The organism is Sphingobacterium corticis, from assembly GCF_042684745.1.
Taxonomy (GTDB): Bacteria; Bacteroidota; Bacteroidia; order Sphingobacteriales; family Sphingobacteriaceae; genus Sphingobacterium; species Sphingobacterium corticis.
Genome location: NZ_JBHUMA010000004.1, coordinates 432,123 through 456,689, shown reverse-complemented (window position 1 = coordinate 456,689; position 24,567 = coordinate 432,123). Strand labels below are relative to the sequence as shown.

Annotated in this window: 25 protein-coding genes; 10 read left to right on the top strand and 15 right to left on the bottom strand. The window is 41.8% G+C overall.

Going from position 1 to position 24,567, the window contains the following annotated elements; genetic code table 11:
* Positions 1-140: 140 nt before the first annotated feature.
* From ACFSQ3_RS03300 to ACFSQ3_RS03290, 3 genes are all read left to right on the top strand, one after another.
* On the top strand, positions 141-2,693 hold the full coding sequence (locus ACFSQ3_RS03300; RefSeq protein ID WP_380867438.1) for a TonB-dependent receptor: 2,553 nt from the start codon (positions 141-143) through the stop codon (positions 2,691-2,693).
* 140 nt (positions 2,694-2,833) lie between these two features.
* Positions 2,834-3,379 (top strand): RNA polymerase sigma factor, encoded by a 546-nt coding sequence (locus ACFSQ3_RS03295; protein ID WP_380867436.1) that lies wholly within the window; start codon positions 2,834-2,836, stop codon positions 3,377-3,379.
* Positions 3,369-4,010, top strand: coding sequence for a hypothetical protein (locus tag ACFSQ3_RS03290; protein WP_380867434.1), 642 nt, complete (start codon positions 3,369-3,371; stop codon positions 4,008-4,010). Before ACFSQ3_RS03295 ends, ACFSQ3_RS03290 begins: the two co-directional genes overlap by 11 nt.
* Before the next feature lie 137 nt (positions 4,011-4,147).
* Here ACFSQ3_RS03290 and ACFSQ3_RS03285 read toward each other — a convergent pair whose 3' ends face one another.
* The 9 genes from ACFSQ3_RS03285 to ACFSQ3_RS03245 all read right to left on the bottom strand — a co-directional run bounded on the left by ACFSQ3_RS03285 (position 4,148) and on the right by ACFSQ3_RS03245 (position 13,655).
* Positions 4,148-4,945, bottom strand: a complete 798-nt coding sequence (locus ACFSQ3_RS03285; RefSeq protein WP_380867432.1) for a hypothetical protein — start codon at positions 4,943-4,945, stop codon at positions 4,148-4,150.
* Positions 4,946-5,048: 103 nt separating this feature from the next.
* Complete coding sequence (locus ACFSQ3_RS03280; protein ID WP_380867431.1) at positions 5,049-6,338, bottom strand: MFS transporter; 1,290 nt, start codon at positions 6,336-6,338, stop codon at positions 5,049-5,051.
* 130 nt (positions 6,339-6,468) lie between these two features.
* Positions 6,469-6,975, bottom strand: coding sequence for a hypothetical protein (locus ACFSQ3_RS03275; protein ID WP_380867430.1), 507 nt, complete (start codon positions 6,973-6,975; stop codon positions 6,469-6,471).
* A 2-nt stretch (positions 6,976-6,977) separates the two neighbouring features.
* The gene (locus ACFSQ3_RS03270) at positions 6,978-8,321 is read right to left on the bottom strand and encodes an AAA family ATPase (protein ID WP_380867429.1); all 1,344 of its coding nucleotides are present in this window, start codon (positions 8,319-8,321) and stop codon (positions 6,978-6,980) included.
* Positions 8,322-8,504: 183 nt separating this feature from the next.
* Positions 8,505-9,077 carry a nitroreductase family protein gene (locus ACFSQ3_RS03265; protein WP_380867428.1) on the bottom strand — a complete coding sequence of 191 codons (573 nt, stop codon included), beginning with the start codon at positions 9,075-9,077 and terminating at the stop codon, positions 8,505-8,507.
* Positions 9,078-9,110: 33 nt separating this feature from the next.
* The gene (gene pepT, locus ACFSQ3_RS03260; protein ID WP_380867426.1) at positions 9,111-10,364 is read right to left on the bottom strand and encodes a peptidase T; all 1,254 of its coding nucleotides are present in this window, start codon (positions 10,362-10,364) and stop codon (positions 9,111-9,113) included.
* Positions 10,365-11,033: 669 nt separating this feature from the next.
* The gene (locus ACFSQ3_RS03255; RefSeq protein ID WP_380867424.1) at positions 11,034-11,792 is read right to left on the bottom strand and encodes a glycerophosphodiester phosphodiesterase; all 759 of its coding nucleotides are present in this window, start codon (positions 11,790-11,792) and stop codon (positions 11,034-11,036) included.
* 51 nt (positions 11,793-11,843) lie between these two features.
* On the bottom strand, positions 11,844-12,488 hold the full coding sequence (locus ACFSQ3_RS03250; protein ID WP_380867423.1) for an HD domain-containing protein: 645 nt from the start codon (positions 12,486-12,488) through the stop codon (positions 11,844-11,846).
* 9 nt (positions 12,489-12,497) lie between these two features.
* Positions 12,498-13,655: a THUMP domain-containing class I SAM-dependent RNA methyltransferase gene (locus tag ACFSQ3_RS03245; protein WP_380868468.1), complete on the bottom strand. Its 1,158-nt coding sequence runs from the start codon at positions 13,653-13,655 to the stop codon at positions 12,498-12,500.
* 70 nt (positions 13,656-13,725) lie between these two features.
* Between ACFSQ3_RS03245 and ACFSQ3_RS03240 the strand changes: the two genes are divergently transcribed.
* The 3 genes from ACFSQ3_RS03240 to ACFSQ3_RS03230 all read left to right on the top strand — a co-directional run bounded on the left by ACFSQ3_RS03240 (position 13,726) and on the right by ACFSQ3_RS03230 (position 16,208).
* Complete coding sequence (locus ACFSQ3_RS03240) at positions 13,726-14,103, top strand: DUF3127 domain-containing protein (protein WP_380867421.1); 378 nt, start codon at positions 13,726-13,728, stop codon at positions 14,101-14,103.
* Positions 14,104-14,331: 228 nt separating this feature from the next.
* On the top strand, positions 14,332-15,078 hold the full coding sequence (locus tag ACFSQ3_RS03235) for a hypothetical protein (RefSeq protein ID WP_380867419.1): 747 nt from the start codon (positions 14,332-14,334) through the stop codon (positions 15,076-15,078).
* Between the two features lie 11 nt (positions 15,079-15,089).
* On the top strand, positions 15,090-16,208 hold the full coding sequence (locus ACFSQ3_RS03230; RefSeq protein ID WP_380867417.1) for a toxic anion resistance protein: 1,119 nt from the start codon (positions 15,090-15,092) through the stop codon (positions 16,206-16,208).
* 145 nt (positions 16,209-16,353) lie between these two features.
* On the opposite strand, the gene ACFSQ3_RS03225 is transcribed toward ACFSQ3_RS03230, so the two are convergent.
* The 6 genes from ACFSQ3_RS03225 to ACFSQ3_RS03200 form a co-directional block, all read right to left on the bottom strand.
* The gene (locus tag ACFSQ3_RS03225; RefSeq protein WP_380867416.1) at positions 16,354-17,070 is read right to left on the bottom strand and encodes a 3-ketoacyl-ACP reductase; all 717 of its coding nucleotides are present in this window, start codon (positions 17,068-17,070) and stop codon (positions 16,354-16,356) included.
* A 29-nt stretch (positions 17,071-17,099) separates the two neighbouring features.
* A complete protein-coding gene (gene folP, locus ACFSQ3_RS03220; protein WP_380867414.1) occupies positions 17,100-17,942 on the bottom strand; it encodes a dihydropteroate synthase in 843 nt (280 codons plus the stop codon).
* A gap of 3 nt (positions 17,943-17,945) precedes the next feature.
* Positions 17,946-18,434, bottom strand: a complete 489-nt coding sequence (locus tag ACFSQ3_RS03215) for a DUF4920 domain-containing protein (protein WP_380867412.1) — start codon at positions 18,432-18,434, stop codon at positions 17,946-17,948.
* An 11-nt stretch (positions 18,435-18,445) separates the two neighbouring features.
* A complete protein-coding gene (locus tag ACFSQ3_RS03210) occupies positions 18,446-19,033 on the bottom strand; it encodes an L-threonylcarbamoyladenylate synthase (protein WP_380867410.1) in 588 nt (195 codons plus the stop codon).
* Positions 19,034-19,042: 9 nt separating this feature from the next.
* Entirely contained in the window at positions 19,043-19,861 is an 819-nt protein-coding gene (locus ACFSQ3_RS03205; RefSeq protein ID WP_380867409.1) for a 2,3,4,5-tetrahydropyridine-2,6-dicarboxylate N-succinyltransferase, read from the bottom strand.
* 97 nt (positions 19,862-19,958) lie between these two features.
* Positions 19,959-20,429 (bottom strand): hypothetical protein, encoded by a 471-nt coding sequence (locus tag ACFSQ3_RS03200; protein WP_380867407.1) that lies wholly within the window; start codon positions 20,427-20,429, stop codon positions 19,959-19,961.
* A gap of 209 nt (positions 20,430-20,638) precedes the next feature.
* Here ACFSQ3_RS03200 and ACFSQ3_RS03195 point away from each other — a divergent pair, with 209 nt between their 5' ends.
* The 4 genes from ACFSQ3_RS03195 (at position 20,639) to ACFSQ3_RS03180 (ending at position 24,567) form a co-directional block, all read left to right on the top strand.
* Positions 20,639-21,781, top strand: a complete 1,143-nt coding sequence (locus ACFSQ3_RS03195) for a redoxin domain-containing protein (RefSeq protein ID WP_380867406.1) — start codon at positions 20,639-20,641, stop codon at positions 21,779-21,781.
* Between the two features lie 90 nt (positions 21,782-21,871).
* Positions 21,872-22,282, top strand: a complete 411-nt coding sequence (locus tag ACFSQ3_RS03190; RefSeq protein ID WP_380867404.1) for an RNA-binding S4 domain-containing protein — start codon at positions 21,872-21,874, stop codon at positions 22,280-22,282.
* Positions 22,283-22,371: 89 nt separating this feature from the next.
* A complete protein-coding gene (locus ACFSQ3_RS03185) occupies positions 22,372-23,175 on the top strand; it encodes a sulfite exporter TauE/SafE family protein (RefSeq protein WP_380867403.1) in 804 nt (267 codons plus the stop codon).
* Between the two features lie 12 nt (positions 23,176-23,187).
* Complete coding sequence (locus ACFSQ3_RS03180; RefSeq protein WP_380867401.1) at positions 23,188-24,567, top strand: MBL fold metallo-hydrolase; 1,380 nt, start codon at positions 23,188-23,190, stop codon at positions 24,565-24,567.

Below are 24,567 nucleotides of genomic sequence, written 5' to 3'. Positions count from 1 at the left end.
CTCAACAAAACGATCACATTTTATAAAAATAAAGACTACTAAATCTATAGTCATTATAAATATTGTTCTATATTTGTGCAGTTGGTTTAATTTCCAACATCGAGAAGAACATTCCAAAAGCATTACATTTTTTCAAATCTATGTATAGAATATTGACTACCATAAGCATTTACTGCTCGATTATATTTGCAACACACGCGCAACAATCTATCCGTGGTAAAGTGGTAGATCAACAAAATCAAACTATTCCTCACGCCACCCTGCATATTCGGGAAACCAATCAACGTTTCGCTGCCGACGAAAATGGCGAATTTGAAATTTCGGCTTCGGCGAAACTTCCCTTTTCCATTCGAGCTACTTCCGTTGGTTACAAAGCCAATGAAAAGCGGGTGGTTCAGGAAAGCGATTTGCAAAACATCGTGATCAAACTGGGAGCGGAGAATCAAGTGCAGGAAGTAGTAGTTACATCGAGAAGGCGACAAGAACAATTGCAGGATGTGCCGATTCCGGTTTCTGTGGTTACTGGAAAGTTTGTCGAAGAAGCGGGCGCTTTCAATGTCAATCGCATTAAAGAAATTGTTCCTTCAGTGCAATTGTATTCATCCAACCCGAGAAACACGGGAATTAGTATCCGCGGATTGGGGACGACTTTTGGTTTGACGAACGATGGTATTGATCCTGGTGTTGGATTTTATGTGGATGGTGTGTATTATGCGCGTAACGCGGTAACCACATTGGATTTTATCGATGTGGAACAGATTGAGGTGTTGCGTGGTCCGCAAGGAACTTTATTCGGAAAGAATACCGTTGCTGGGGCTTTCAATATTACTACGCGTAAGCCAACTTTTCACAGCACGGCCGATGCCGAAGTTTCTTATGGAAATTATGGATTTGTGCAGGCAAAAGGATCGATCAGTGGGCCTATTACGGATAAGCTAGCTGCGCGTTTGTCGTTCAGCGGAACGCAACGTGATGGCGTACTTTATAATGTAGCGACGCAAAAACATACGAACGAATTAAACAATTTGGGATTGCGTGGACAATTGCTGTACAAACCGTCAGAGAAAGTGGATGTGCTTATTGCGGGTGATGTAACGCGGCAGCGTCCCGACGGCTATGCGCAAGTTTTTGCAGGTGTTGCACCGACTTTGCGTGCTGGATACCGCCAGTTTGAGCAAATTATTGCGGATTTGAATTACGATGTCCCTTCCAGAAATCCATTTGATCGCATTATCGACCACGATACGCCTTGGCGTTCTGGACAGGATTTAGGCGGATTATCAGCCAATGTGGATGTACAGCTTGGCGGTGGAACGTTAACTTCCACGACAGCTTGGCGTTTTTGGAACTGGGATCCTTCCAACGATAGAGATTTCACTGGATTACAGGCATTAGCACTATCTCAAGCGCCATCGCGCCACGACCAATGGTCGCAAGAAGTGCGCTGGGCAGGCGATTTCTCTTCCAATCTAAGCGCTGTATTTGGCGTTTACGTTTTCGGTCAATCGCTGAATGCGGATCCTGCGCATACCGAGCAAGCAGGAACACATCAATGGCGATTTTCGCAAAGTTCCGAAAGCGCGCTTTGGCAAACTCCGGGCTTGTTCGACGGTTTGGGCATTCGTTCTTATCCGAGCATGCGATCGTTCAGCGGAGCGCTCTTTACACAATTCGATTGGGCTATTTTGCCGAACTTACGTTTGCTTCCGGGATTGCGCTTGAACTATGACGACAAATCTGTCAATTTCCGTCGGGAAGTTTACGGAGGATTGCAAACCGACAATCCAGAGTTGATCGCTTTGCAACGCGGATTGTACAGCAATCAAGCTTTCGAAGCAGATATCGACGATACTAATTTATCGGGTCAGTTGACCTTAGCATACAAAGCAAGTGAACGCATCAACACATTTGCGACGTTCTCAACGGGATTTAAACCGGTGGGGTTGAACCTCGGTGGTTTGCCAAATCAAAATGGGCAACCTATGCTGGAACTTGCCGTTATCAAACCGGAGCGTGTGGCGCATTATGAGGTGGGAATCAAAACACAACCTAGCGATAATTCCTTGTTGAATCTGACTGTTTATAACACGGATGTACGTGATTATCAAACGCAGGTGCAAGCAGCGGATTTGTCGGTAAACCGCGGTTATTTAGCGAATGCCGAGCAGGTGCGTGTTCGCGGTATAGAATTGGACGGTAATGTGCGCGTGCAAAATTGGTTGTCGCTTTATGGTTCATTAGCGTATACCGATGGCAAATATATTTCCTTTACAAACGCTCCGCCACCGTTGGAAGGAACGGGCGGAGCAAATTTCGTCGATGTTTCCGGCGGTCGTTTGCCGGGTATTTCCGAATGGGCAGCATCTTTCGGCGGTGAAGTGAAAACGAAACCTTCTCAATTTTTAGGGCAGCGCGGAGAATACTTTTTGGCCTTAGACGGTTTTTATCGGTCCGAGTTTTCTTCCAACCCATCACCTTCGGCTTATCTGAATGTTCCAGCCTACACGTTGGTAAATCCAAGAATTGGTTTCCGGTCGCAGGACGGTGTTTCTGTTACGGTTTGGGCGAGAAATGTCTTTGATACGAACTATTTTGAACAACTATTGCCGGGAGCCGGAAATGCCGGGCATTATGCTGGCGTTTTGGGCGATCCGCGGACTTTCGGAATAACCCTTCGATACGCTTGGCGATAACGCAACAAAAACTACTAACTACCAAGCATTAATCGACGTCCGTTTGCACCATAGCGTGCAACGGACTTTTTTATTGTCTATTCCCTTATGGAAAATCGTATCTTCCAGCATCTTATTATTATATGCTCTAAAACGCTGAAATGGACGAACGCGCATTGCTTATACGGTACAAAACGACAGGGAATCTAGAATCGCTAGGTGCGCTGTACACGCCGTACATGTCGTTGCTATATGGTGTTTGCTACAAATATTTGCAAGATCGGGATCGGAGTGAGGATGCGGTGATGCAAATTTTCGAAGAACTGATTGACAAGTTGCGCCATCACGAGGTCGATAATTTCAAAAGTTGGCTGTACGTTTATGCGCGAAATTATTGCCTGATGGAGTTGCGGCGCGATAAAAAGCAAAACACGGTGTCAATGGAGGATAACCTTTCCGATGCAGAAGCAAAATTGGCGGATAGCGATCCGCTGAGTTGGGAGGAACAAGATTTCGAAAAACTCGAAGTTTGTTTGGCCGGATTGGCGGATGAGCAACAGCAATGTGTTCGGTTGTTTTATTTAGAGCGTAAGTGTTATAAAGATATTGTCGAGGAAACCGGATACCCACTGAGTAAAGTAAAAAGCTATATTCAGAATGGGAAGCGAAACCTCAAACTTTGTATGGAGAAACGTGATGGAAAATAATTATCAACTATCCAGAATTCATAATTATGTGCTCGGACTGATGAGTCGTGAGGATATGCATGCGTTGGAACAAGAAGCGCTGGAAGATCCGTTCTTGCAGGATGCCATTGATGGTTATCGCTTACAAAAGGGCGTGGATACAGCACCATTAAGTTTGTTGCAGAAACAATTGAATGCGCGCGTTGCGCAACGGAGTTTAGATAAGAATAAGCGATTTTATAGCTGGCAACGATTGGCCGTCGGATTAGTTGCAGCAGTGATGTTTGTCGTGGTTTGTTCCTTACTCGTGTTTCGCTATTTACAACATCGGCTGACAAATGCGCCTAATCAATCCGAAACAATGATGCTGAGTTTGCGCGTGCAATTGGTGCCAGATGAAAATGGAAATGCGGAACCTGCTGATGGATGGGATAATCTTTCTAAACGTTTCGATGCTGAATTGAAACCGTTCTCAGGAACATATTCTTTCGATATTCGTTTTGATGTAGCGAATGGGAAAGCCAAAAACATCCGCATTTCAGGAAGTGATTCCAAAGCTGTGGTGGATATTCTACGATTGAGCGTGATGAAAGAATCTGGATGGAAAGGTACTAAAGGTGCCTTTCGACTACACATCGGTGAAGCGAATTAGAAAATCATATTTCATTGATCCCCATTTCCATTTTATCGGAATAATACGCTCTTGAGGCATATTGAGAAATCAAATGCTTATCAGTAAGCAGAGATTATTGTCTTGTGAAATCGAAATTAATGAGCGGTACCTTTTTGTTAGCTGCCAAATTTGCCATAGCGCTGGTAGTCGGAGAAATAAAGCACAATCTTTTTGCCGTCTTTTATGTACGGATAGAACAATTCGTACTGTCCTTTTTCCGCGCTGAACTTCACATCTTTTAAGCCTTCCGAAAATACTTTGTTCAAGTAATCTCTTTCCTCCTTAGAAGTTTTTACGATGAAATTCCTTTTCTTGGGCGGAATGGTATCATGCTCAGATTGATAATAGCTGCCAAATCCTAGAAAAGCTTTAGATTGATCAATGCTATCTACCGTAATCACCGAAACATGCGGAAAGTGTTTATCCGTTTTCGCTAAAATGTCGATAATTTCGCTGGTTTCGTTGATCCAATCTCTTTCGAAACGATAGTTCAAAAGTTTGTTGGACTTATCTTGATTATCTTCGATAATGGATTTTGCGGAAGAAATGAGCATTTTTTCCTTTTTAACGGACGTTAGGTAATTGCCTGCAAATAGAAAGGCCAAAATGATGGGGAAGCTGAGTGCAAATATCAATCCCAGTTTTGCACCTTTTCTCTTCGAAATCTGGAGATCATCTTGATTGTGCTTTTCCGCAATTCTGGTCAGGTTGCACATCACATTAAGAATCAACGATCCGAACATCAATGCTAGAATGCCAAGCACGCTTACATAGAATGTTTCGGTAATGTTTTCACGAAATACTTTTAGCCCAAAAACCGTGGTAGCAATAAATATAAATACCCAATAAACTAAAAGTATGATGGAAATAATGCCGATGATGTTGCTTAATCGCACTAAGGATTTGTTGTTCATAACGTTTATATTAGTCGAGTTTGGTTTCGAAAAGCGATAGATTCGTTTCTCCTACTAAATCAATTCTTTTGATAAGGTAATATAGTGATTATTAGCTTCTTTTTTAAGATTTCTTCCTTAGTAAGATAAATAAAAAGCCGGCGGAAAAAGCAGAAATAACTAAAGCCGGAATGGACGTTACGGATATTGCGGTCAATAATCTTCCATCGAATATGGAATCGGATAGCGCGCCCGCGATCATCGGTCCGGTGGCGATAAATAGCGACACGATAAAGCTCCAAATGGCGAAAATGCGTGCGCGTAATGGTGCTGGAGCCAAATCTTGCAACATGGTAGGAACGAGCGCATTGGCGGTGCTCGTCACGAATCCAAATACCGCTAGCAAAATAAATGCGCGATCTATACTTTCTGTGGATGTGGTTAGTAGGAAAAGAGTAGGCAAAGCGATCATCGCGGCTATTGCCATAATCATCGGTCGTACTGCGTTTCCTACAAACTTTCCAATAACGCGATCGAGCAATCCTGCAAACGGCAAACAGCTCAGGCTGGTGATTAATAAAATTGTTCCCAGAGCCGGACCAATATCTTTTGGGTCGGCATTAAAGCGACGCTCAAGCGCTAAAGTCGTTAGCTGATTTAATGCCTGCACAGCTACCATCAGGAAACCTGCCATGCAAATAAACAATACAATGGTTTTCCAACGCGAGCTAATAAACAGTAGGAAGGATGTTTCTGCGGTATCTTCTTCTGTTTCGATGACTCTGCGGGGAGGATTTTGGGTGAGAAATCCTAAAAGAAATACAGGTACGCAGACCAGAGAAAGAAATAAAAAACCTTTTCGCCAAGATTCAATGTCTACAAAATCGAACAACGTAGAACCTGCGCCTACTATATCGGCCGCAAAATAGAATCCGGCGCTGGCTCCGGATGCCATAATTGCCGCAAAGCTTAGGTTCGCCAAAACGCGATGCCGTTCTGGCGAAAGATCCGGAATCATGGAATATACCAAAGGAATCATCGCGAATTCAGCGATGCTGGACGCCGACCGTCCGATAAAAAACAATTCGAAACTCGGCGCGAGAGCACTCAAAACCATCATTCCGGCCGAAACAACAATTAAGCATAATAATAATGCTTTCCTCGAAAAGATGTCGGAAAGACGAGCCAAAGGAACAGCTAATGCTGCGCCGACCAGCACGCCCGCAAGTCCTTGCAAGGCACCCAATTTTGCATCATTTATACTAAATGTTTTCTGAATGGCAGACAACGAAATGGATTGCAATCCCATATCTGCCATCAATACGCCAGCCGCCAACCCTAAAAAAGCTACTGTAAATAACGCTTGCAATGTCCATTCCTGTGGAGCTTTTTGTTCCAAATGATTTAACTGCATGCTTATTGAGGAAGTGAAATTTTATACATGTAAAACGTCCGTAATATTTGACGGCGCATTATACAGAATATTTTTTAATTAGTCTTGATAAGGAGGTTGACAGTTTAATGTTTTTTGACGAAACTTCTAATTATATTATCCCTAGTTTTTTTTTCTGAGCCTTCGTCGTGTCAAAGCAGGGTTTACATATGTCAGCTATATTTTTTTCAACTAGGAGATCAGAATTTATATGTGAGCTATAGATTTTTGGCTTTTCCGATGATCGAGGAAAAAAAAGTTTATTTTTAAAAAATGGATAAGCTCGTCGATCTAGGGAGCAAATTATTTTACATCCAGAAAGTTTTAATAACGCGACTAAATGCTGATCATCAAAATCACCATGTTTTAATTTCTTTGAAATAGTAGTTTCTTCGGCATCGACAATGTCGCAATCAACGTAGATGGCTTTACCCGCTTTTCTCAGCTCTGAGTATATTTTGAGATACTTATTCAATTCTCCCAAGTACCTTGTTCCTCCATAAACCACTTTACCTTTTCCATTGAAAATCCACTCAAATACAGGGGCAAAATCAGAATGATTCGCAGCATCAATGTCGAAAACTGCACTTAGGCAGTTTGCATCTACAATTAAACACATAATTACACTTTAAGTAGGTCAAACTGTTCCTTTATGAAAAACTCTCTAAATTCTTTGGGTTGATCTTCAGATAATGTTCCATCATCTTTTATTTCTATACATGTCAATTTGTTGCCTTCTAGACTCCTATTGAAAAAGACGATTTGGCTTTCAGGATTTTCATTTTTCTCTTTAAAATTTTTGTTCATTTTTAGCCGATACCTATCTATAGTATAATCTGAATGGGTTTCTACAATGAAGTTCTTTTCTTCTCTCAAGAATGATTTGAGCATAAAATCCCCAAAGGCCGCTTGGCCTTTGGGGTGAAGATGTATTTCTGGTTGCTGAATGGCAAACCAAGACTTTTTCGGTCGTGCTATCACCTCCACGATTAGCGGCAAAATTTGAGAGACGCCATATCCCACATTTGTTATTTTCAACGAATTTCCATTTATAACAATGTGTATTTCAAATGGAGATGTGTCGCTTTTACCTAAATTTGTAATCTTAATCTCTTCGAACAACCCGCTATCTTGTCCGAATTTTTTAAGTATTCCTTCGACTTCATTTGGTTTTTTTGAACTTCTTTTAGATGTTAAAAGCTTTTTTAACATGTATGGAGCGTGGGTGCCGTCCGGGTTGAAATTAATTTTATAGTTATCATAAGTACGTTTAGGCTCTGTCCTAATAGGTGCTAACCAAGCTATATCTCTTAAAAATGATGGAATTTTGAAGCCTTTTATTTCATTTTTTTTATCATCTCTTCTGATTTCTCTTGAAATGATTGTGTCAATTTGTAATAAAAATGCTTGCCTGAAGAACGATCCCTCTATGTTGACTTTAGTATAGACCTTGTTTTGTAGTCCATTAGATTTTACCCATCTGCGAAAGTATTTTAATTTATTACTTTCCGTAATATTATCCAAATCAATGAACGAATGCCTATATTTAAAACCGTAGTCATCGATAACTGCCTGAAAATTTATCGTCTTATCAATTAGGCATATTTCTCGAAGCTCGGGTTGTCCCTCTTTTTCGAAAAATTTCATTTTAATAGCACTGATATTTGCTTCCTTATCTTTGCTATCTCCCAAAAGTCCTATTTCAAAATATTTTTTCTTTTGCGCATTTGAACTCAATATCTCGCTAAAGTATCCAAGTTCAGCTTCTTCGGAATTGAAATCTTGCATTAGCCAAAATCTTGGATCGGAGACTATTTTAATTAATTTCAATACGGAAGTCTTCCCTGTACTATTTTCTCCAACGAAAAAATTTGTATTTTTTAGAGGTAAAAAAGTATCTGTAAAACCGCGGAAATTGTCAAAGTATATTACGGGCATAATGTCATATTGGCTATTGTTAATCATTTTGATCAACTTTTCACTACCAAAATACGAACTATATTTATAAAATTAACAATAAGTTGATTATGGGTTTCCGTAAATCTATTAGAAAGAATTCTTATGAAAACACAGATAGGTAAAAAACGCCTTCCGGCGTTTTCCATTTTAATCTTTTAGCGACTTAAAAACCCAGCTGCGTAATCAATATTACTCTTCCCAACGTACTTTTTCTGCAATTGGAGAACGAGCCGGTTCCCGGTCGTGGTTGGTATCTGCGTAGCCCAGATAGAATAGTCCGATACATTTTTGATTGTCTTCCAATTTTAAGAAGTTCGCCATGTGGTTGATTAATCCTGGAGATGCCCAATATCCACCGATTCCGATGGAATGCGCGGCTAACCATAAGTTTTGTACCGCACATGCTGTCGCTGCCAATTCTTCCCATTCCGGCAATTCGCCTGTGTAGTTTACAACGATAGCAATAGCTACTTGCGATGTAGTCGCTTTTTTAGCCATATTTTGCTCCGTTTGCTCGCTGTATTTTTCCGCTGACGTAACCTCTTTATAGATGCGGCCTAACTCCGTACCCAAACGCTCCAAACCAGCACCTTTAAATACAACAAAACGCCAAGGTTGGGTGCGTTTGTGTGTAGGAGCAGCGTTCGCTGCTTCTAGCAATAATTCGATATCTCCTCTACTTACTTCTTTATCTAAAAAGCTAGGCTGCATCAACGATCTCCTGTGTTGAATCGTTTGCAACACCGCATTAGTTTTACTCATAATATGTTGTTTTTATGTATGTTATTGTTTTTATTAAGCACGCTCTTCCCAAAGTGCAACAATGTGTAAAATAGTTTTTACCGCCTGTTCCATATCTTGGCGCGAAACCCATTCTTGTTTACCATGAAACGCATGTCCGCCTGCAAAAACATTCGGACACGGTAATCCCATAAATGACAACCGTGAGCCATCCGTACCACCGCGAATACTGCGGCGCTCTGGTTCCATGCCTGCGCGACGAATTGCTTCAATACCGATCTCCATAATTTCAGGATGCTGATCTAGCACTTCCTTCATGTTGCGGTATTGCTCTTGAATCTCGAAGCGGTAAGTCGCTTTTGGGTAATTTGCAATAACCGATTTTACCGTGTTTTCTACTTCCTGCTGATGACTTTCTAATAATGCCGTATTGTGATCGCGGATAATGAATTCAATGGTCGCTTCCTCTACCGTTCCGGAAATGCGGTTCGGATGTACAAAGCCTTCTTTTGCACGCGTTGTTTCCGGTGATAAGCGATCTTTTGGTAATGCTGAAATAATATTTGTTGCAATCTTCACGGCGCTTTGCATTTTGCCTTTGGCAAAACCGGGATGCACAGAAACACCTTCAATATGTACGGTTAATGCATTTGCGCTAAATGTTTCATCTTCGATCGTTCCGGCGCGCTCACCATCCATCGTATAGCCGAATTGTGCGCCTAGTTTTTGTATGTCGACGTGATTTACGCCGCGGCCGATTTCTTCATCCGGTGTGAAAAGAATTTTGATGGTACCGTGTTTGATTTCCGGATTTTGCATCAGCAAACGCGCAGCATCCATAATTTCCGCGACACCGGCTTTGTCATCTGCGCCCAGCAAAGTTTTTCCGCTAGCGGTAACGATGTCGTTTCCAATCTGATTAGCCAAATCGGGATGATCCGCATAGCGAATGATCACACTTTCATCATCCGGCAATACCAAATCCTGACCTTGATAATTTGCATGAATCAGTGGCTTCACGTTTGTTCCGGAACTGTCCGGCGATGTGTCCACGTGAGAACAAAAGCAAATCACCGGAACGTCTTTTTCTGTATTACTCGGAATTGTTGCGTACACATAACCATGCTCATCTAAATGCGCATCTTCGATGCCTAAATCCAATAATTCCTGTACCAAGATTCGGCTCAAGTCCTTTTGTTTTTCCGTAGATGGAAAGCTCGATGAATAGGGGTCAGATTGCGTATCGACCTGTACATAACGTGTAAAACGTTCGGTCACTTCGAACTTTGTGATATCGTTTATTTGCATGCGTATTTGTTTACTTCAAGTTTGTCCTCAAAATTACAGTTTATTCGAACTTTTGTTGATAGAGGAGGAATCTTATTTCAAACTTTTCTTGATAAAAGTTTGGCAAACCACAAAGTGTTCAGCGTAGCTAAATCAGGTCTGCATCCCTTGCTGCTATCCGTTCAAAAGAAATCCTAAACAAAAGTAAACTCGCTACGCTCAAACAGACTTTTGTTTTTAGCGGATTTGCTTTCGTCCAGATGAGGCGCGTCAATGTAGTTGGGAGATTGGTTTTCTTCGAAGCTGCCTTCGGCGGTTGTCGTACCTCCGCGCAATGACGAAAATTTGACGTCATTGCGAACCCGAGGAACGAGCGGTGAAGCAATCTAATTACTTCATGACTCAACAACTTTATAAATCAGTACCAAGCTTCTATTCTCGAACAATGCCGCCTGAGCGGATTGGCAATAGCACAGGGATGCACGAACGTTGTGCCAATACGGTAAGCGGCGAGTTTAGCTTCGCTGAGCACTTCGTGGTTTTGTTTACTTTTTTACGGGAAAAAGGTAAAAGCCTGCCTGGCTTGAGGGCAAGCTTAAAAAAGTCGTTCCGGTCAGTAGCTATTGAGCTTTAATTTAGAAGTTTAATTACTTCTGTTGTTTTAGTGAACAACAGAAACTAAATGGCTATTTACTTCACCAACTCCAATGCCAATTCTGGTTCATCTGTTGTGATGAAGTCGATTTTTTGGTCAACCAAGAACTGAATATCTTCTTTTTTGTTCGCCGTCCAAGCATTCGTTTTCAATCCTAACGCTTTGAAAGCAGCGATCCAAGTTGGATTTTTTTGAAATAAGCTATAATGATAATCCACGCCAGATAATTTTGCGGATTTGATTTCCTCCGGAGATTTGTCGCCGTTCAAGTAATGCACCGGAATCGTCGCATTCAGCTCGCGTACTTTCAGACAAGCATCATAATCGAATGAGATAATCTCTACGGATGACTCTGCATTCAATTTCTTGATCAAATTCAATATCATCGGTACAGCGGCCAGCGTGCGCTCTTTGCCTGCACCACTTTGTTTAAGTTCTAAAATGAGTTTTAAACCGTCTAATTGCAGTCCGATGTTGAGGAATTCTTCTAAAGTAGGAATATACTCTCCATTCGGGTGAAGTTTTGTGGCAAGCTCTTCGAGCGTAGACGTTGCGATGTCTGTTCCGTAGAAGTCCGCATCGTGGTTTACAACCAATACATCATCTTTGGTAAGGTGTACATCAAATTCCGACCCCCACACCTTCAATTCCGCAGCTTGCAGTAAAGACGCTAAAGAATTTTGAGGTAATTTATCTTTTTTCCATGCACCACGGTGCGCGATTACTTTTGTCTGCGCTGTAGCAGATAGACCCAAAACCGTCATAGCGAACAGAATGAATAGTTGTTTTCTCATGGTGCTAATATAGCTATCCCATATTAAAAGGATATTAAATCTACACGTAGATTAGGCTTTTCCATCCCATTCTGCATAGAATTGTTGCAGAAATCCTTCCATGTATTGGTGCCGTTGCTTCGCAATTCGCTTCGCTGTTTGCGTGTGCATTTTGTCTTTAAGCAACAATAGTTTTTCGTAAAAATGGTTAATCGTAGGAGCAGTTGTATGCTTATACGCTTCCTTGCTCATGTTTTCCTCTGCAAGGATCGTTGGGTTATAGATTTCTCGATTTTTATAACCGCCATAATTGAATGCGCGCGCAATACCGATCGCTCCGATGGCGTCCAAGCGATCTGCATCGCGGACAATCTGTAATTCAGGCGAATCGAACGTGATTTCTCCCAAAGAAGCTTTAAACGACATGTTAAGAATGATTTGCTGCACGTGCTCAATGATTTCTGGAGAAACATTTTCTTTACTCAAAAACTCACCTGCAACACGGGGTCCGATGGTTTCATCACCGTCGTGAAACTTGCTGTCGGCAATATCATGCAATAGCGCCGCCAATTCGCAAACTAAACGATCAGCAGATTCGTTCTCCAAAATCAATTTCGTATTGTTCCAAACGCGTTGGATATGCCACCAATCGTGGCCGGATTCTGCATCAGACAAGGTTCCCCGAACAAATGCAACCGTTCTATCAAGAAGCTCCATAGCGATGGATTAAGATTTCGAACCTTCGTACAATTCGTACTGCAACAAACGACAATCCAATTTACCATTGAAGAATTCAAATCTTCTGGAAGCTTTTAGACCGATCTTTTTTGCCAATTCCGGATTTCCGGTGAAGATATAACCGCGGTAACCTTTGCAAGTTTGCTTCATAAAATCGCCGACGCGCTTATAAGTCGCTTCTAACTTAAAGTGCGTTCCCAAACGCTCCCCGTATTCCGGGTTGAACATTACAACGCCGTGTTCTTCGGGAACCGTTGTTTTCTCGAAATCACCTACTTCGAACTGAATCAAATGTTCGACCCCGGCAGTGCGTGCATTTTGACGTGAAATTTCGACCGCATCTTCAGAAATATCTGAAGCAATCACAATCGGCGTGATAGATTTGTCTACCTGCTCTTTTAATACGCGACGTTCCTGAAAGAAAACTTCTTCGTTATAGCCGATAAAATGCATAAATGCATAGTTCATGCGCATCAATCCTGGGCGACGGTTTTGTGCTTTCAAAATCGCTTCGATCGCCAATGTTCCCGATCCGCACATCGGATTGATGAACGGCGATTTGCCATCCCATTTGCTGGCTGCGATCGTGGAAAAAGCTAGGGCTTCCAACATGGGCGCTTTGCCCGGCAATTTGCGGTAGCCATGTTTAGCTAAAGTTTCACCGGAAGTGTCAATAAAAATCTCAGCGCGTTCTTCCATCCAATGAAGGTGAATCACGGCTTTATCAAGCTGCGGTCCAGAGTTTGGACGCATGCCTTTCTTATCTTTAATTCGATCTACGATCGCATCTTTTACCTTAACGTTGGCGAATAATGGCGTAGTAACGGTTTCATTGTGCACATGTGATGTGACAGAAAAATAACCGTCGAATGGAAGAATATCCTCCCAAGCAATCTTCACTAATTCATCGTAAAGTTCTTTCGCATCGCGTGCTTTGAAAGCACGAAGTTGGTACAGCACTTGGCTGGCCACACGTAGATTTAAGTTTAGTTTAATACATTCATTTACAGAAGCTTTAAGCTCCAGTCCTGTGTTGAATGCACGAACAACTTTAAATCCCAATTCTTCTACTTCTTCCTGCAAATAAGGCGATAAACGCTTGTTACAAGTAATGATAATCTTGGCCGGGGTGTTGAAAACTTCCATCATATTTCTACAAAGTTAGGGATTCTAAGACGTAAAAAATGTGTAATTTTAGGCTTTAATACTATTGAATATGGAAATAAGAGGAAAAGTTCACGAAGTAGGTGCGATTCAGCAAGTAACAGAGTCTTTCAAGAAGCGTGACGTGATCGTTGCTTATGCGGAGAATCCACAATTCGTGGAATATATTCGTTTCGAAGCAACACAAGATCGTGTCAATATCTTTGATAATTTGACAGTGGGAGAGGATATCGAAATCTCGTTTAATTTACGTGGACGTCCTTGGACAAATAAAGAAGGTGTAACTACCTATTTTAATTCATTGGTAGCTTGGCGCGTTACGAAATTGGCTGGTACTGCAGCAGCTGCGGCGCCGCAACATAATGTAGCGGATATGCCGCCGGTAGATATTTCATCATCAGGTGCTGATGATGACGATTTGCCGTTCTAATCTTTAGCAGAACAGCGAAAAGGCGAATATCCGACGATATTCGCCTTTTTTTTGCGCCATTTCACCGAACATATCTGTCCAGTTACCGATAAAACCTATTAGTCGAAATCGATCAATAGTATCTTGCGTCAGATAAATTTTATACTTGCCTTGCAACCAAGTATATTTATATAAAATAAGGAAGGTTAATACATGGGATGGTTCACTAAAAAAAGTAAGGGATGGGAGATGAGGCAACTAACGTTGACTTTTCTGTCTATTCTTATGTTCATTCCTTTCGTTCATATTCATCCATTTGTGATGATGAGCCAAGCTTCCAAGAGCAAGGTACGGGTTTGGTACGCAACAGCATTGGTTTTGCTTGCGGTCGAAATCGCGTTGTTCGGATCGCTGATTTACTTTTTTGGTTCCTTCAGCCGAGGTATGTTACTTACAATTGCTGGTTCGTCGCTTTCTTACATCGTCGGGAATGGTTTGTTGCTCAATCAAGCTAAACATTATTTACAGCGTTTGGAATTAGGCGAGGTACGTGAACTGAAATGGATTTCCACCGTCGGCAGTCAGCGAAAACTGGAATTAGCAGCACCTACTTTGGATACGCCACAACTATTTATCGAGCGGTTGATGTATTGGCGCAAGCAAATTGACAATCGGATATTACATCAGGAAATCGATAAAATCATTCGTTTGTTTCACTTGTTGGAAAAGAAAGATATTCGCGAAGCAGAAAAGTTTTTGGTTCGACATTCCACGGTCGTAAACGTGCTAATGCAATACGATGAGTTGGAGAATGCAAATTTGCAGAATGCGGTAACGCGCGAATCAAAGGATAAAATGGTACATATTATTAGACAAGCGTCGCAAGCCATTGAGCAAGAAGTAACAGATTTGTTCCGCGTGGGAATGCTGGATATTTCCGCCGAAACGGATGTGTACCTACAATCGTTAAAAAGCAGAAATCTATTAAAAGATTAAACAAAATAACTATGGCAGATTTAGATTTGACAAAATATAACGGGGATCAGGAGCCTCAAAATGATAAGCCCACAAACATGGACATGTCGGTGAATTTTTCGGACGAAGAGAAAGCACAGATTGCTCAATATAAGGATAAGATTAAGCTGACCTCCACGATGGATATTATCCAGTTTGGTGTGGGGAGCCAATCGAAAGTGGGCAGTTTTTCAAACGAAATCTTGCGCCAAGTTCGTACGAAGGACTTGGGTGGAGCGGAAGATATTCTGATTAATTTACGTACCGATATTCGTTCATTTGATGAGAATACGCGCAAAAAGCCGTTGATTCCATTTTTTGATAGCTTAAAGAAGCGTATTTCCAGAATTCGCACCGAATATGCGTCGGTTGAAAAGAATATCCATCAGATCGAATTGAAGTTGGAAGGGCATTATAAGAATATGGCGAAGGATGTTGTGATTTTCGATAAGTTGTTTGTCCAGAATCAGCAATATTTCAAGGATTTGTCGATGCACATCCAAGCCGGCGTTGAAAAATTGCAGGAAGCGCACGAGGTAACTTTGCCTAAATTACGTCAGGAAGCAGAAAGCAGCAACGACCAGCACAAGATCCAAGAATATAAGGATATGGAGCAGCACGTTGTTCGATTTGAGCGCAAAGTACACGATTTGAAGTTGACGCGAATGGTTGTTTTGCAGAATGCACCGCAGATTCGAATGATCCAAAGCAATAGCAGTGCTCTAATGGAGAAAATTCAGTCCAGTTTGGTGAATACGTTGCCGTTATGGAAGAATCAAATGGTGTTAACGTTAGGTATTGCACATTCGCAACGCGCCTTGGAAGCACAGAAGGCAGTGACCGATGCAACAAATGAATTATTGCGTCGTAACAGTGAAATTTTGAAAGAATCTACCATCCAGATTGCGAAAGAAACCGAACGCGGTATTGTGGATATTGACACGATCAAGAAAGCTAATCAGGATATTATTGCCACCATCGATGAGGTGTTGCGTATACAACGCGAAGGTCGTGAAAAACGCAAGATCGCCGAAGGCGAATTGGCACAAGCAGAAAGCGATTTGAAAGAGCATATCTTGAAATCGTCGGACGAGAATCGCTTGATTAATTAACGATCTGGTATAAATAAGGAAGAGGTTGTGTCCGAAAAGGCAACCTCTTCATATATTATATAACGTCATTGCGAACCCGAAGAATGAGGGTGCAGCAATCTTATTTTAAGAGCCAACAAATTCGTTTGTCCTCAAGGGAGATCGTTTACGGATTTGTTGACCACAATGAAGCGCTTTTTAACATCGCTCTGCGCGGTAACTTTAGGTTAGCTACAATAAGTTCTGCGAAATCTTCCGCTTGCAAAACCTTATCCGGATCGCCGTCTGTCAAGCCTAAATCGCGGGACATATCGCTAGCGATCGTGCTAGGCATTAGCGTGCAAACGCGGATGTTGTTTTTGCGTACTTCGCGCATCAAAGAATCTGAAAATCCGATTACGCCAAATTTCGAAGCGCTGTAAGATGATCCGGTTGCAGCACCATTCAAACCTGCGGTTGAAGATACATTAATAATGTCGCCTTCGTTCTTTTCTACCAAATGTGGCAATACCTCTTTAGTGACATAGTAAGTGCCTAATAAGTTCACTTCCACAATGTTCTTCCAAGTTTGTACATCCATATCCAGTACCGATCCAAATTCTGCAATTCCGGCGTTGTTGATCAAGATATCCAACGTGCCAAAATCCGCGAAAATCTGTGCCACGCCAGCTTTTACGTCTTCGTAATTTGCAACATCAAATACTTGATAAGTTGCGTCGACGCCCAACGTTTTTAGTTCTTCTACTGTTTTCTTTAAATTATCTTCGTTACGACCAGTAACTGCTACCGAAACGCCTTCTTTCGCCAAAGCAATAGCTGTCGCTTTGCCCAAGCCACGGGCTCCGCCGGTGATAAGCGCTTTCTTTCCTTTTAAATTTTCCATGCTTTTCTTAGTTGTGTGTTGTGTTTTTACTATGCGTAAAACAAGTTAACAAGCTGCTTTGCTTCTGCCACATCGTGCACGCGAAGTAATTGTACACCACGTTCTAGCAATAACGTGTTCAGTGCAATTGTTCCTGTCAGCGCTTCGTTTGTGGACGTTCCCAGTTTTTTATAAATCATCGATTTGCGCGAAATTCCACCTAAAATCGGCAATCTATGGTAATGCAGTTCATCCACGCGCAGCAATAAGTCGTAATTTTGATCGATGGTTTTAGCGAAGCCGAAACCCGGATCTAAAATGATATCGCGAACACCCAATTGCCTTAATTCTGCAATGCTATTACCTAATTCAACCGCAACATCTTCTACCACATCATTGTATTGTGTGAATTGCTGCATAGTTTCTGGAGTTCCACGCATGTGCATCAAAATGTAAGGAACTTGCAGCTCCGCAACGGTTCGAAACATCTGTGAATCCAATTGTCCACCGGAAACGTCATTAATGATGTGAGCGCCTGCGCCGATGGCTTCGCGCGCTACTGAAGCGCGAAAAGTATCAATGGACAATACCGCTTTCGGAAAGGCTTTTAGAATTGCTTCGGTTGCCGAAACAACGTGATTGGATTCCGTTGCTTCATCCAATAATTTCGCTCCCGGACGGGTGGATTGTCCGCCAATATCAATGATATCCGCGCCTTCCGTCAGCATTTTTTCGACCTGCCGTAGAGCGTCGTCGATATTGGCATGTTTTCCGCCATCGTAAAAGGAGTCGAACGTGACATTCAATATTCCCATGATTTTGGGTTGATCAAAAGTCATCAATTGATTCCCAACGCGAATGCTCGGTGATGGATGTGTTTGGAAGTAATTCACGTTTTATTTTACGACGATCACACCATCCGCAATAAAGGAGATGTCACGCTTCGGTTTTTTGATCGCAGCAATTTCTTGTTCGCTTTTTCCTAAATCCTTCGCATCATGCTGTAGCTTCGCTACTGATCTTTCTTTCACTTTCGCTTTGCCTTCCAAGACGACCGTTTTTCCAACAATATCCTGCGGCATGAAGTAACCGTAATCCGTAAAACGAACCATAATTGGATCTGCGTCGCCCTCGCGCTTCAATGTAATAAAACATCCTTTTTTCTTGCAAACCTGAACTACTTCACCTTCCAGTTTTCCAGTAAACTCGTCGGAAGATTTAGCTAGCTTTTTATCCAATTGTTGGCCAGAAAGTGCATTTTTTGCGTCAATTTTTTTGCCATATTGCACGCCGGGTTGAGCAGATGGAATGTCGGCTTGCTGTGCGAAAGCAATAGAAAATCCCGCTATTAGCGAGAACAATAAGGTGAACCACTTTTTCATCATCTTTAGTATGTTTATTTGCGAATAAATTCAAATTGACCACCGGAACCCAACTTCATAATCATGGAAGGTTTTTGTGATTTCATATCATGTTGTCCAAACTCTACCACGTAATCCACGCCTTCAATTATCGCCACATCAATTTCTGAGAAATTAGCGGGCGAAGATTGTCCGCTAAGATTGGCAGAGGTGGAAATAATTGGTTTCCGAAAACGTTGTAATAATTGCTGGCAAAATGGATGATCGGCTACGCGAATAGCCACAGAACCATCGGCAGCTACCGTGCTTGCAGGAAGGTTTTTGGATTGCGAATAAATAATTGTCAACGGCCGATCCGTCACTTCAATCAATTCATAAGCTACATCAGGAATGTCGTTGACGTAACTTGCCAGCTGATTTTCATTATGTAACAGCAAAATCATGCTTTTGGCTTGATCACGCCCTTTCAATGCGAATACTTTTTCGACAGCTTCCGGATTGGTTGCGTCGCAACCGATTCCCCAAATCGTATCGGTCGGATACAAAATGATGCCGCCAGCTTTAAGTACTTCTAAAGCTTTGGCGACATCATTTCGGTCAACATATGTTGTTTTTCCGTGCATATAAAATGCTTAAACCGCTACGTTATGCTCACGCAACGCATCGTTCAACGATGTTTTCTTATCGGTGGATTCTTTACGTTGTCCGATAATCAGTGCGCAAGGAACTTGATATTCTCCTGCTGGGAATTTCTTGGTGTACGATCCAGGAATCACGACCGAACGTGCTGGAACGACGCCTTTGTATTCTATAGGCTCCGATCCGGAAACATCGATAATTTTTGTAGATGCAGTCAATACCACATTCGCTCCCAAAACCGCTTCCGTTTCCACGCGAACACCTTCTACTACGATCGCACGCGAACCTACGAATACGTTATCTTCAATCACAACCGGTGCTGCTTGAACTGGCTCCAAAACACCACCGATACCAACACCACCGGAAAGGTGAACATGCTTTCCGATCTGCGCACAAGAACCTACTGTTGCCCACGTGTCCACCATAGTACCTTCGTCCACATACGCACCGATATTCACGTAAGATGGCATCATAATCACGCCTTTTGCCAAATAAGCACCGTAACGCGCGGAAGCTCCAGGCACTACGCGAACGCCCAATTCTTTGTAGTTTGTTTTTAGCGCCATCTTATCGTGGTAGATAAACGGCGTATTTTCGATTACGCTCATTTCGCGAATCGGGAAATATAAAATAACGGCTTTCTTAATCCAGTCGTTCACATGCCAGCGCGATCCAATTGGTTCGGCTACGCGCAATTCACCTAAATCCAAACGTTGGATGACAGAATGAATCGCTTCAAAATATTCTTTATACTCTAGAAGCTGACGGTTCTCCCAAGCCTCTTCTACTAATTTTTTGTAATTCTCTAACATGGATGCGTATAATTCTTAAACAAAATAGAATGTTGTAGTACAAAGATGCCAAATTTTGCGGAAATGTAATTGCGGGATGTTAGAAAATAAGCGCATGCTATTCCTCGTGTTTCACAGATGTTCGCTCAAACACAAACCCATCCTGCGGAAAGCTGATGGTTCCTTCCACTAAATAAGGGATTCCCATATAGATATGATGCGTTCCGTAACCCCTAATTAGATAACCGCTACTATCCTTCAAAGCGAAACCTTTTCGTTTGTGATAGCGATCTCCAAATGGCAAATAGGGATAATCGCCGATAAAAATATCATCCTTTATTTCGCCGCGAACTTCTCCAAATTCTACGACTAATCCCGGTTTGCGGATCAACAATTTTCCGAAAAAACGATCTCCATGCTTACTCAACGTTAGGTAAGCTGTATCTGGACTTTTTATAGCTACGTAGTTCACACCATCGGAGGCTGCTTCTTCCTGTTGAAACTGATTGCATGAAAATAGCCCAGCAAAGACGACGAAAAAAACTACCGAAGCTATGAGAAAGCGGAATCTTAAAGCGTGGAGAACCATGTTTTATGCTGAAAGTAAAGTTTATGGGTAAAGTTGATTACCTTACAATATAAGGAATTTGTTCTACGCGAGCGACCAAAACGCTCATTGTGAGCATGTATTTGTATTGAAATGCTCATGTGGACATTTATTTTAAAGTCCTATGTCGTTGTGATATCGGTGAAAATCTTATTTTAGCACAAAATGTATCCGGTTAGAACTTGACTATCATGATATTTAAATTTCCATTCGTAATATTGGCTCTTCTACCATTTTTTGCCTTCACACAAAATCTGTATAAAATTGAAGGTCATTTCTCCAAGATTAAAGATGGCTCTAGGATTTATTTGATATACAATTTGGATGAAGCGACGGTAACTGACTCGGCTTTTGTGCACGATGGACGTTTTACTTTTGAAGGCAATATTGAGTATCCAGTTCTGGCGGCGATGTATCTACATAAAAACCCATATGTTGAAAAAATCGATAAAGGTGAAGTAATAGATCATGTTCGTTTCTATTTGCATGCCTCATCTGTAGAAATGACATCACCTGATTCCTTGAAAAATACCGTGATTGATGGCTCGTTGATAAATGATGAATATGCGACGCAACAAGAGATGCAAAAGTCGATTAATAGGAAGTTTTCAGCGTTAAACACCGAGTTTTATGCGCTTACTGAACTTGAGCAAACTGATTCGGCTATATTATCAAAATTTGTTGCACGCGAACAGCGTTTAATGGATGAGAGTTATTCAGCGCATCTCGATTTTGCAGAAAAACATCCTTGTTCCTATTTGAGCCTGATTAGTTTAGCTTTTGTCGCTGGCCAAGAACAATTTGCCGATCGATCCTTGCAAGTATTTAATGCCACTTCCGAAGAATTGAAATCTACGCCATTAGGTGGGGAGATAAGTCTTCAATTGGAATCTGTAGGTAAAACGGCTATTGGTTCGATAGCTCCTGATATCTCCCTACCACTACTGTCCGGAGAAAAGGTTAGTATTTCTGATTTTAAAGGTCAATATTTGTTAATTGATTTTTGGGCAAGTTGGTGCGGACCGTGCCGAGAGGAGAATCCAAATTTGGTCAAGGCATACCGAACTTACAAAAAACATAATTTTGAAATATTAGGTATTTCGTTAGATAAGCCCGATCAAAAAGATGCGTTGGCAGACGCTATTTCTCAGGATGGGTTAGAATGGTTTCAATCTGCAGATTATAAAGGTTGGAACAGCCATGCTGCAAAAATATTTGGCATTAATTCTATTCCATCAAATTTTCTTTTAGATCCAAATGGAAAGATCGTTGCTAAAAACCTTCGAGGTGTGGAATTGATTAATTTACTTGATGATTTATTAATAACTCATTAAAAAATAGAAGAGACCAAAGTGAGTTGGATTGCAATTTAGCTCAAAAATCCACAATCTTGTAAATCAGTTCAGAGATAAGTAAGTTTGCGTATGGCAGAAGCATCTGAAAAATTACGTATCGATAAATACTTGTGGGCAATCCGAATTTTTAAAACGCGGAGTTTGGCAACGGAAGCTTGTAAAGCAGGGCGTGTAAAGTTGAATGGGCAAAACGTAAAACCATCCTACATTGTAAAGGTGGGCGAAACATTTTCCATTCAGAAGGGTGTAGAACGCAAGGTGATTTTGGTAACTGGGTTATTAGAACGGCGTGCTGATGCTAAAACTGCCGTACAGCATTACGAAGATCATACGCCCGAAGAAGAAACCTATGCGTTCAAGTCGGTATTCCATGCCCCTGTCCTCAAGCGCGATCGTGGCACCGGGCGCCCTACCAAAAAAGATCGCCGTGATATCGATGATTTGCAAGATGACTGGATGGACGGAAAAGCAAATGATTAACATAATCTATTAAATCTGTATAGTTTATGTTTTTAAATATATCATAATTAATTAGTTAGCTTCTGTAAAAACTGATAATTTCGTGAACAATGATGGAATTATTAGGGTATGCTTTGGCCATTTTGATTGGTGTTTCGCTTGGACTTATCGGCAGTGGCGGTTCTATTCTAACCATTCCCATTTTAGTTTATTGTTTGGATATTGAGCCGTTGACAGCAACAGCTTATTCACTTTTTATTGTAGGGATTAGTTCACTCATCGGCGGATTTCGAAAAGCCCTTGAGGGAATGGTGGACTACAAGGTGGTTTTCTACTTCGGCATACCCTCGATCTTTATGGTGCTCTTCACGCGCACTTTCATCATGCCTAGTATTCCTGCTATTTTGTTTTCGGACTCAGCATTTGCGTTTTCTAAGCAAACTATGGTCATGGTACTGTTTGCCATCGTCATGTTGTTAGCCTCCGCTTCGATGATTCGAGATCGTCCTGATTCTAATGATCAGTTTGATGAGCCCAAAAAGTTCAACTATCTTTCGGTGTTTTTCAAAGGAATTACGTTGGGGATCGTTACGGGTATGGTCGGTGCTGGAGGTGGATTTCTTATTATTCCGACGTTGGTTATCTCCGCTCGGATGGCCATGAAGCGTGCGATTGGAACCTCTTTGTTTATTGTGGCATTCAATTCGCTTGTTGGGTTTCTGGGATATTGGGAAATTGATGACAAACCGATAAATTGGACCTTACTGCTTATTTTTTCTGCATTTTCTATTATCGGAATTTTCTTTGGAGCGATGATCGCTAAGAAAATGGATGGCGAAAAATTAAAGGTTGGTTTTGGATGGTTTGTACTTGCCATGGGGTTATACATATTCATTCGAGAGGTTTTACTTTAGAAAAATAGTTAGATGTTTTTTCAACAGATATATGATAAAAGTTTAGCGCAAGCCAGTTATTTAATTGGTTGCCAAGCAACTGGCGAGGCGATTGTTGTCGATGCGAAGCGAGATGTGGATACCTACTTAGAAATCGCGAAACAACAAAATTTGCGAATTACCAAGTTGACGGAAACGCATATTCATGCAGATTTTCTAAGTGGAACGCGGGAATTGGCTGCTTTGACGCAAGCGAAAATGTATTTGTCGGACGAAGGCGGTGCAGATTGGCAATATGAGTTTGCACACGAAGGTTTAAAGCACGGAGATGAAATTGTGGTTGGAAATCTGACTTTCAAGGTGCTACATACGCCTGGTCATACGCCAGAAAGTATCAGTTTGTTGCTAACCGATCATCCCGCGACGAATCATCCGGTGATGTTGTTTACCGGAGATTTTGTATTTGTCGGTGATGTGGGTCGGCCGGATTTGTTGGAGGTAGCAGCGGGAATATCTGGCTCGAAAGAAGCAGGCGCAAAGCAAATGTTCGAGTCGTTGCAACAATTTGCGGCTTTGCCGGAATATGTACAGGTTTGGCCTGGACACGGAGCTGGTTCCTCGTGTGGAAAGGCCTTGGGAGCAGTTCCAAACAGCACGGTAGGTTACGAGAAAATTCGTAATTGGGCTTTGCAATCTTCGCAACAAGATCAATTCGTTAGGCAATTATTGGAAGGACAGCCAGCTGCGCCGACGTATTTCGCGGAAATGAAGGTGCGTAATAAAACAGATCGTCCGCTTTTGTTGGAAGTGCCGACTGTCGAAAAACTGCGTTTAGATGATGTGTTGGAAGCGCAACAGGAAGGTGTACAAGTTGTAGATACACGCGCAAAATTTGCTTTTGCTGAAGGACACCTTCCAAAAACGTTGAATATTCAGTTAAATAATAGTTTCGCCACGTGGTGTGGATGGATGTTGAATTATCAACATGATATCGTTTTGATTGTTGACGAAGATAAATCGGAAGATGCGGTTCGTAAATTGATGCGTATAGGAATGGACCGCGTTCGCGGATATCTTTCTTCTACTGACGCTGATTTTCTCGTGGCAGCAAGTACCAAAACAAAAGCCGTTACTCAATCGGAACTAAAGGAACTTATACGTGATACGGAAAATCTGCAGTTAGTGGACGTACGCAATGCTTCGGAGTATGAGAATGGCCATATTGATGGCGCAATTAATCATTTTGTTGGAACATTACCTAAGCATTTTCAATCGCTTTCTAAAGAGTTGCCCGTGGCCATTTATTGTCAAAGCGGCGACCGCGCAGCTATAGCCTCTTCCTATTTGCAACAACAAGGTTTTGAAAAGATCTTCGTTTATTTCGGCGGTATGGCAGAGTGGAATAAAAAATAG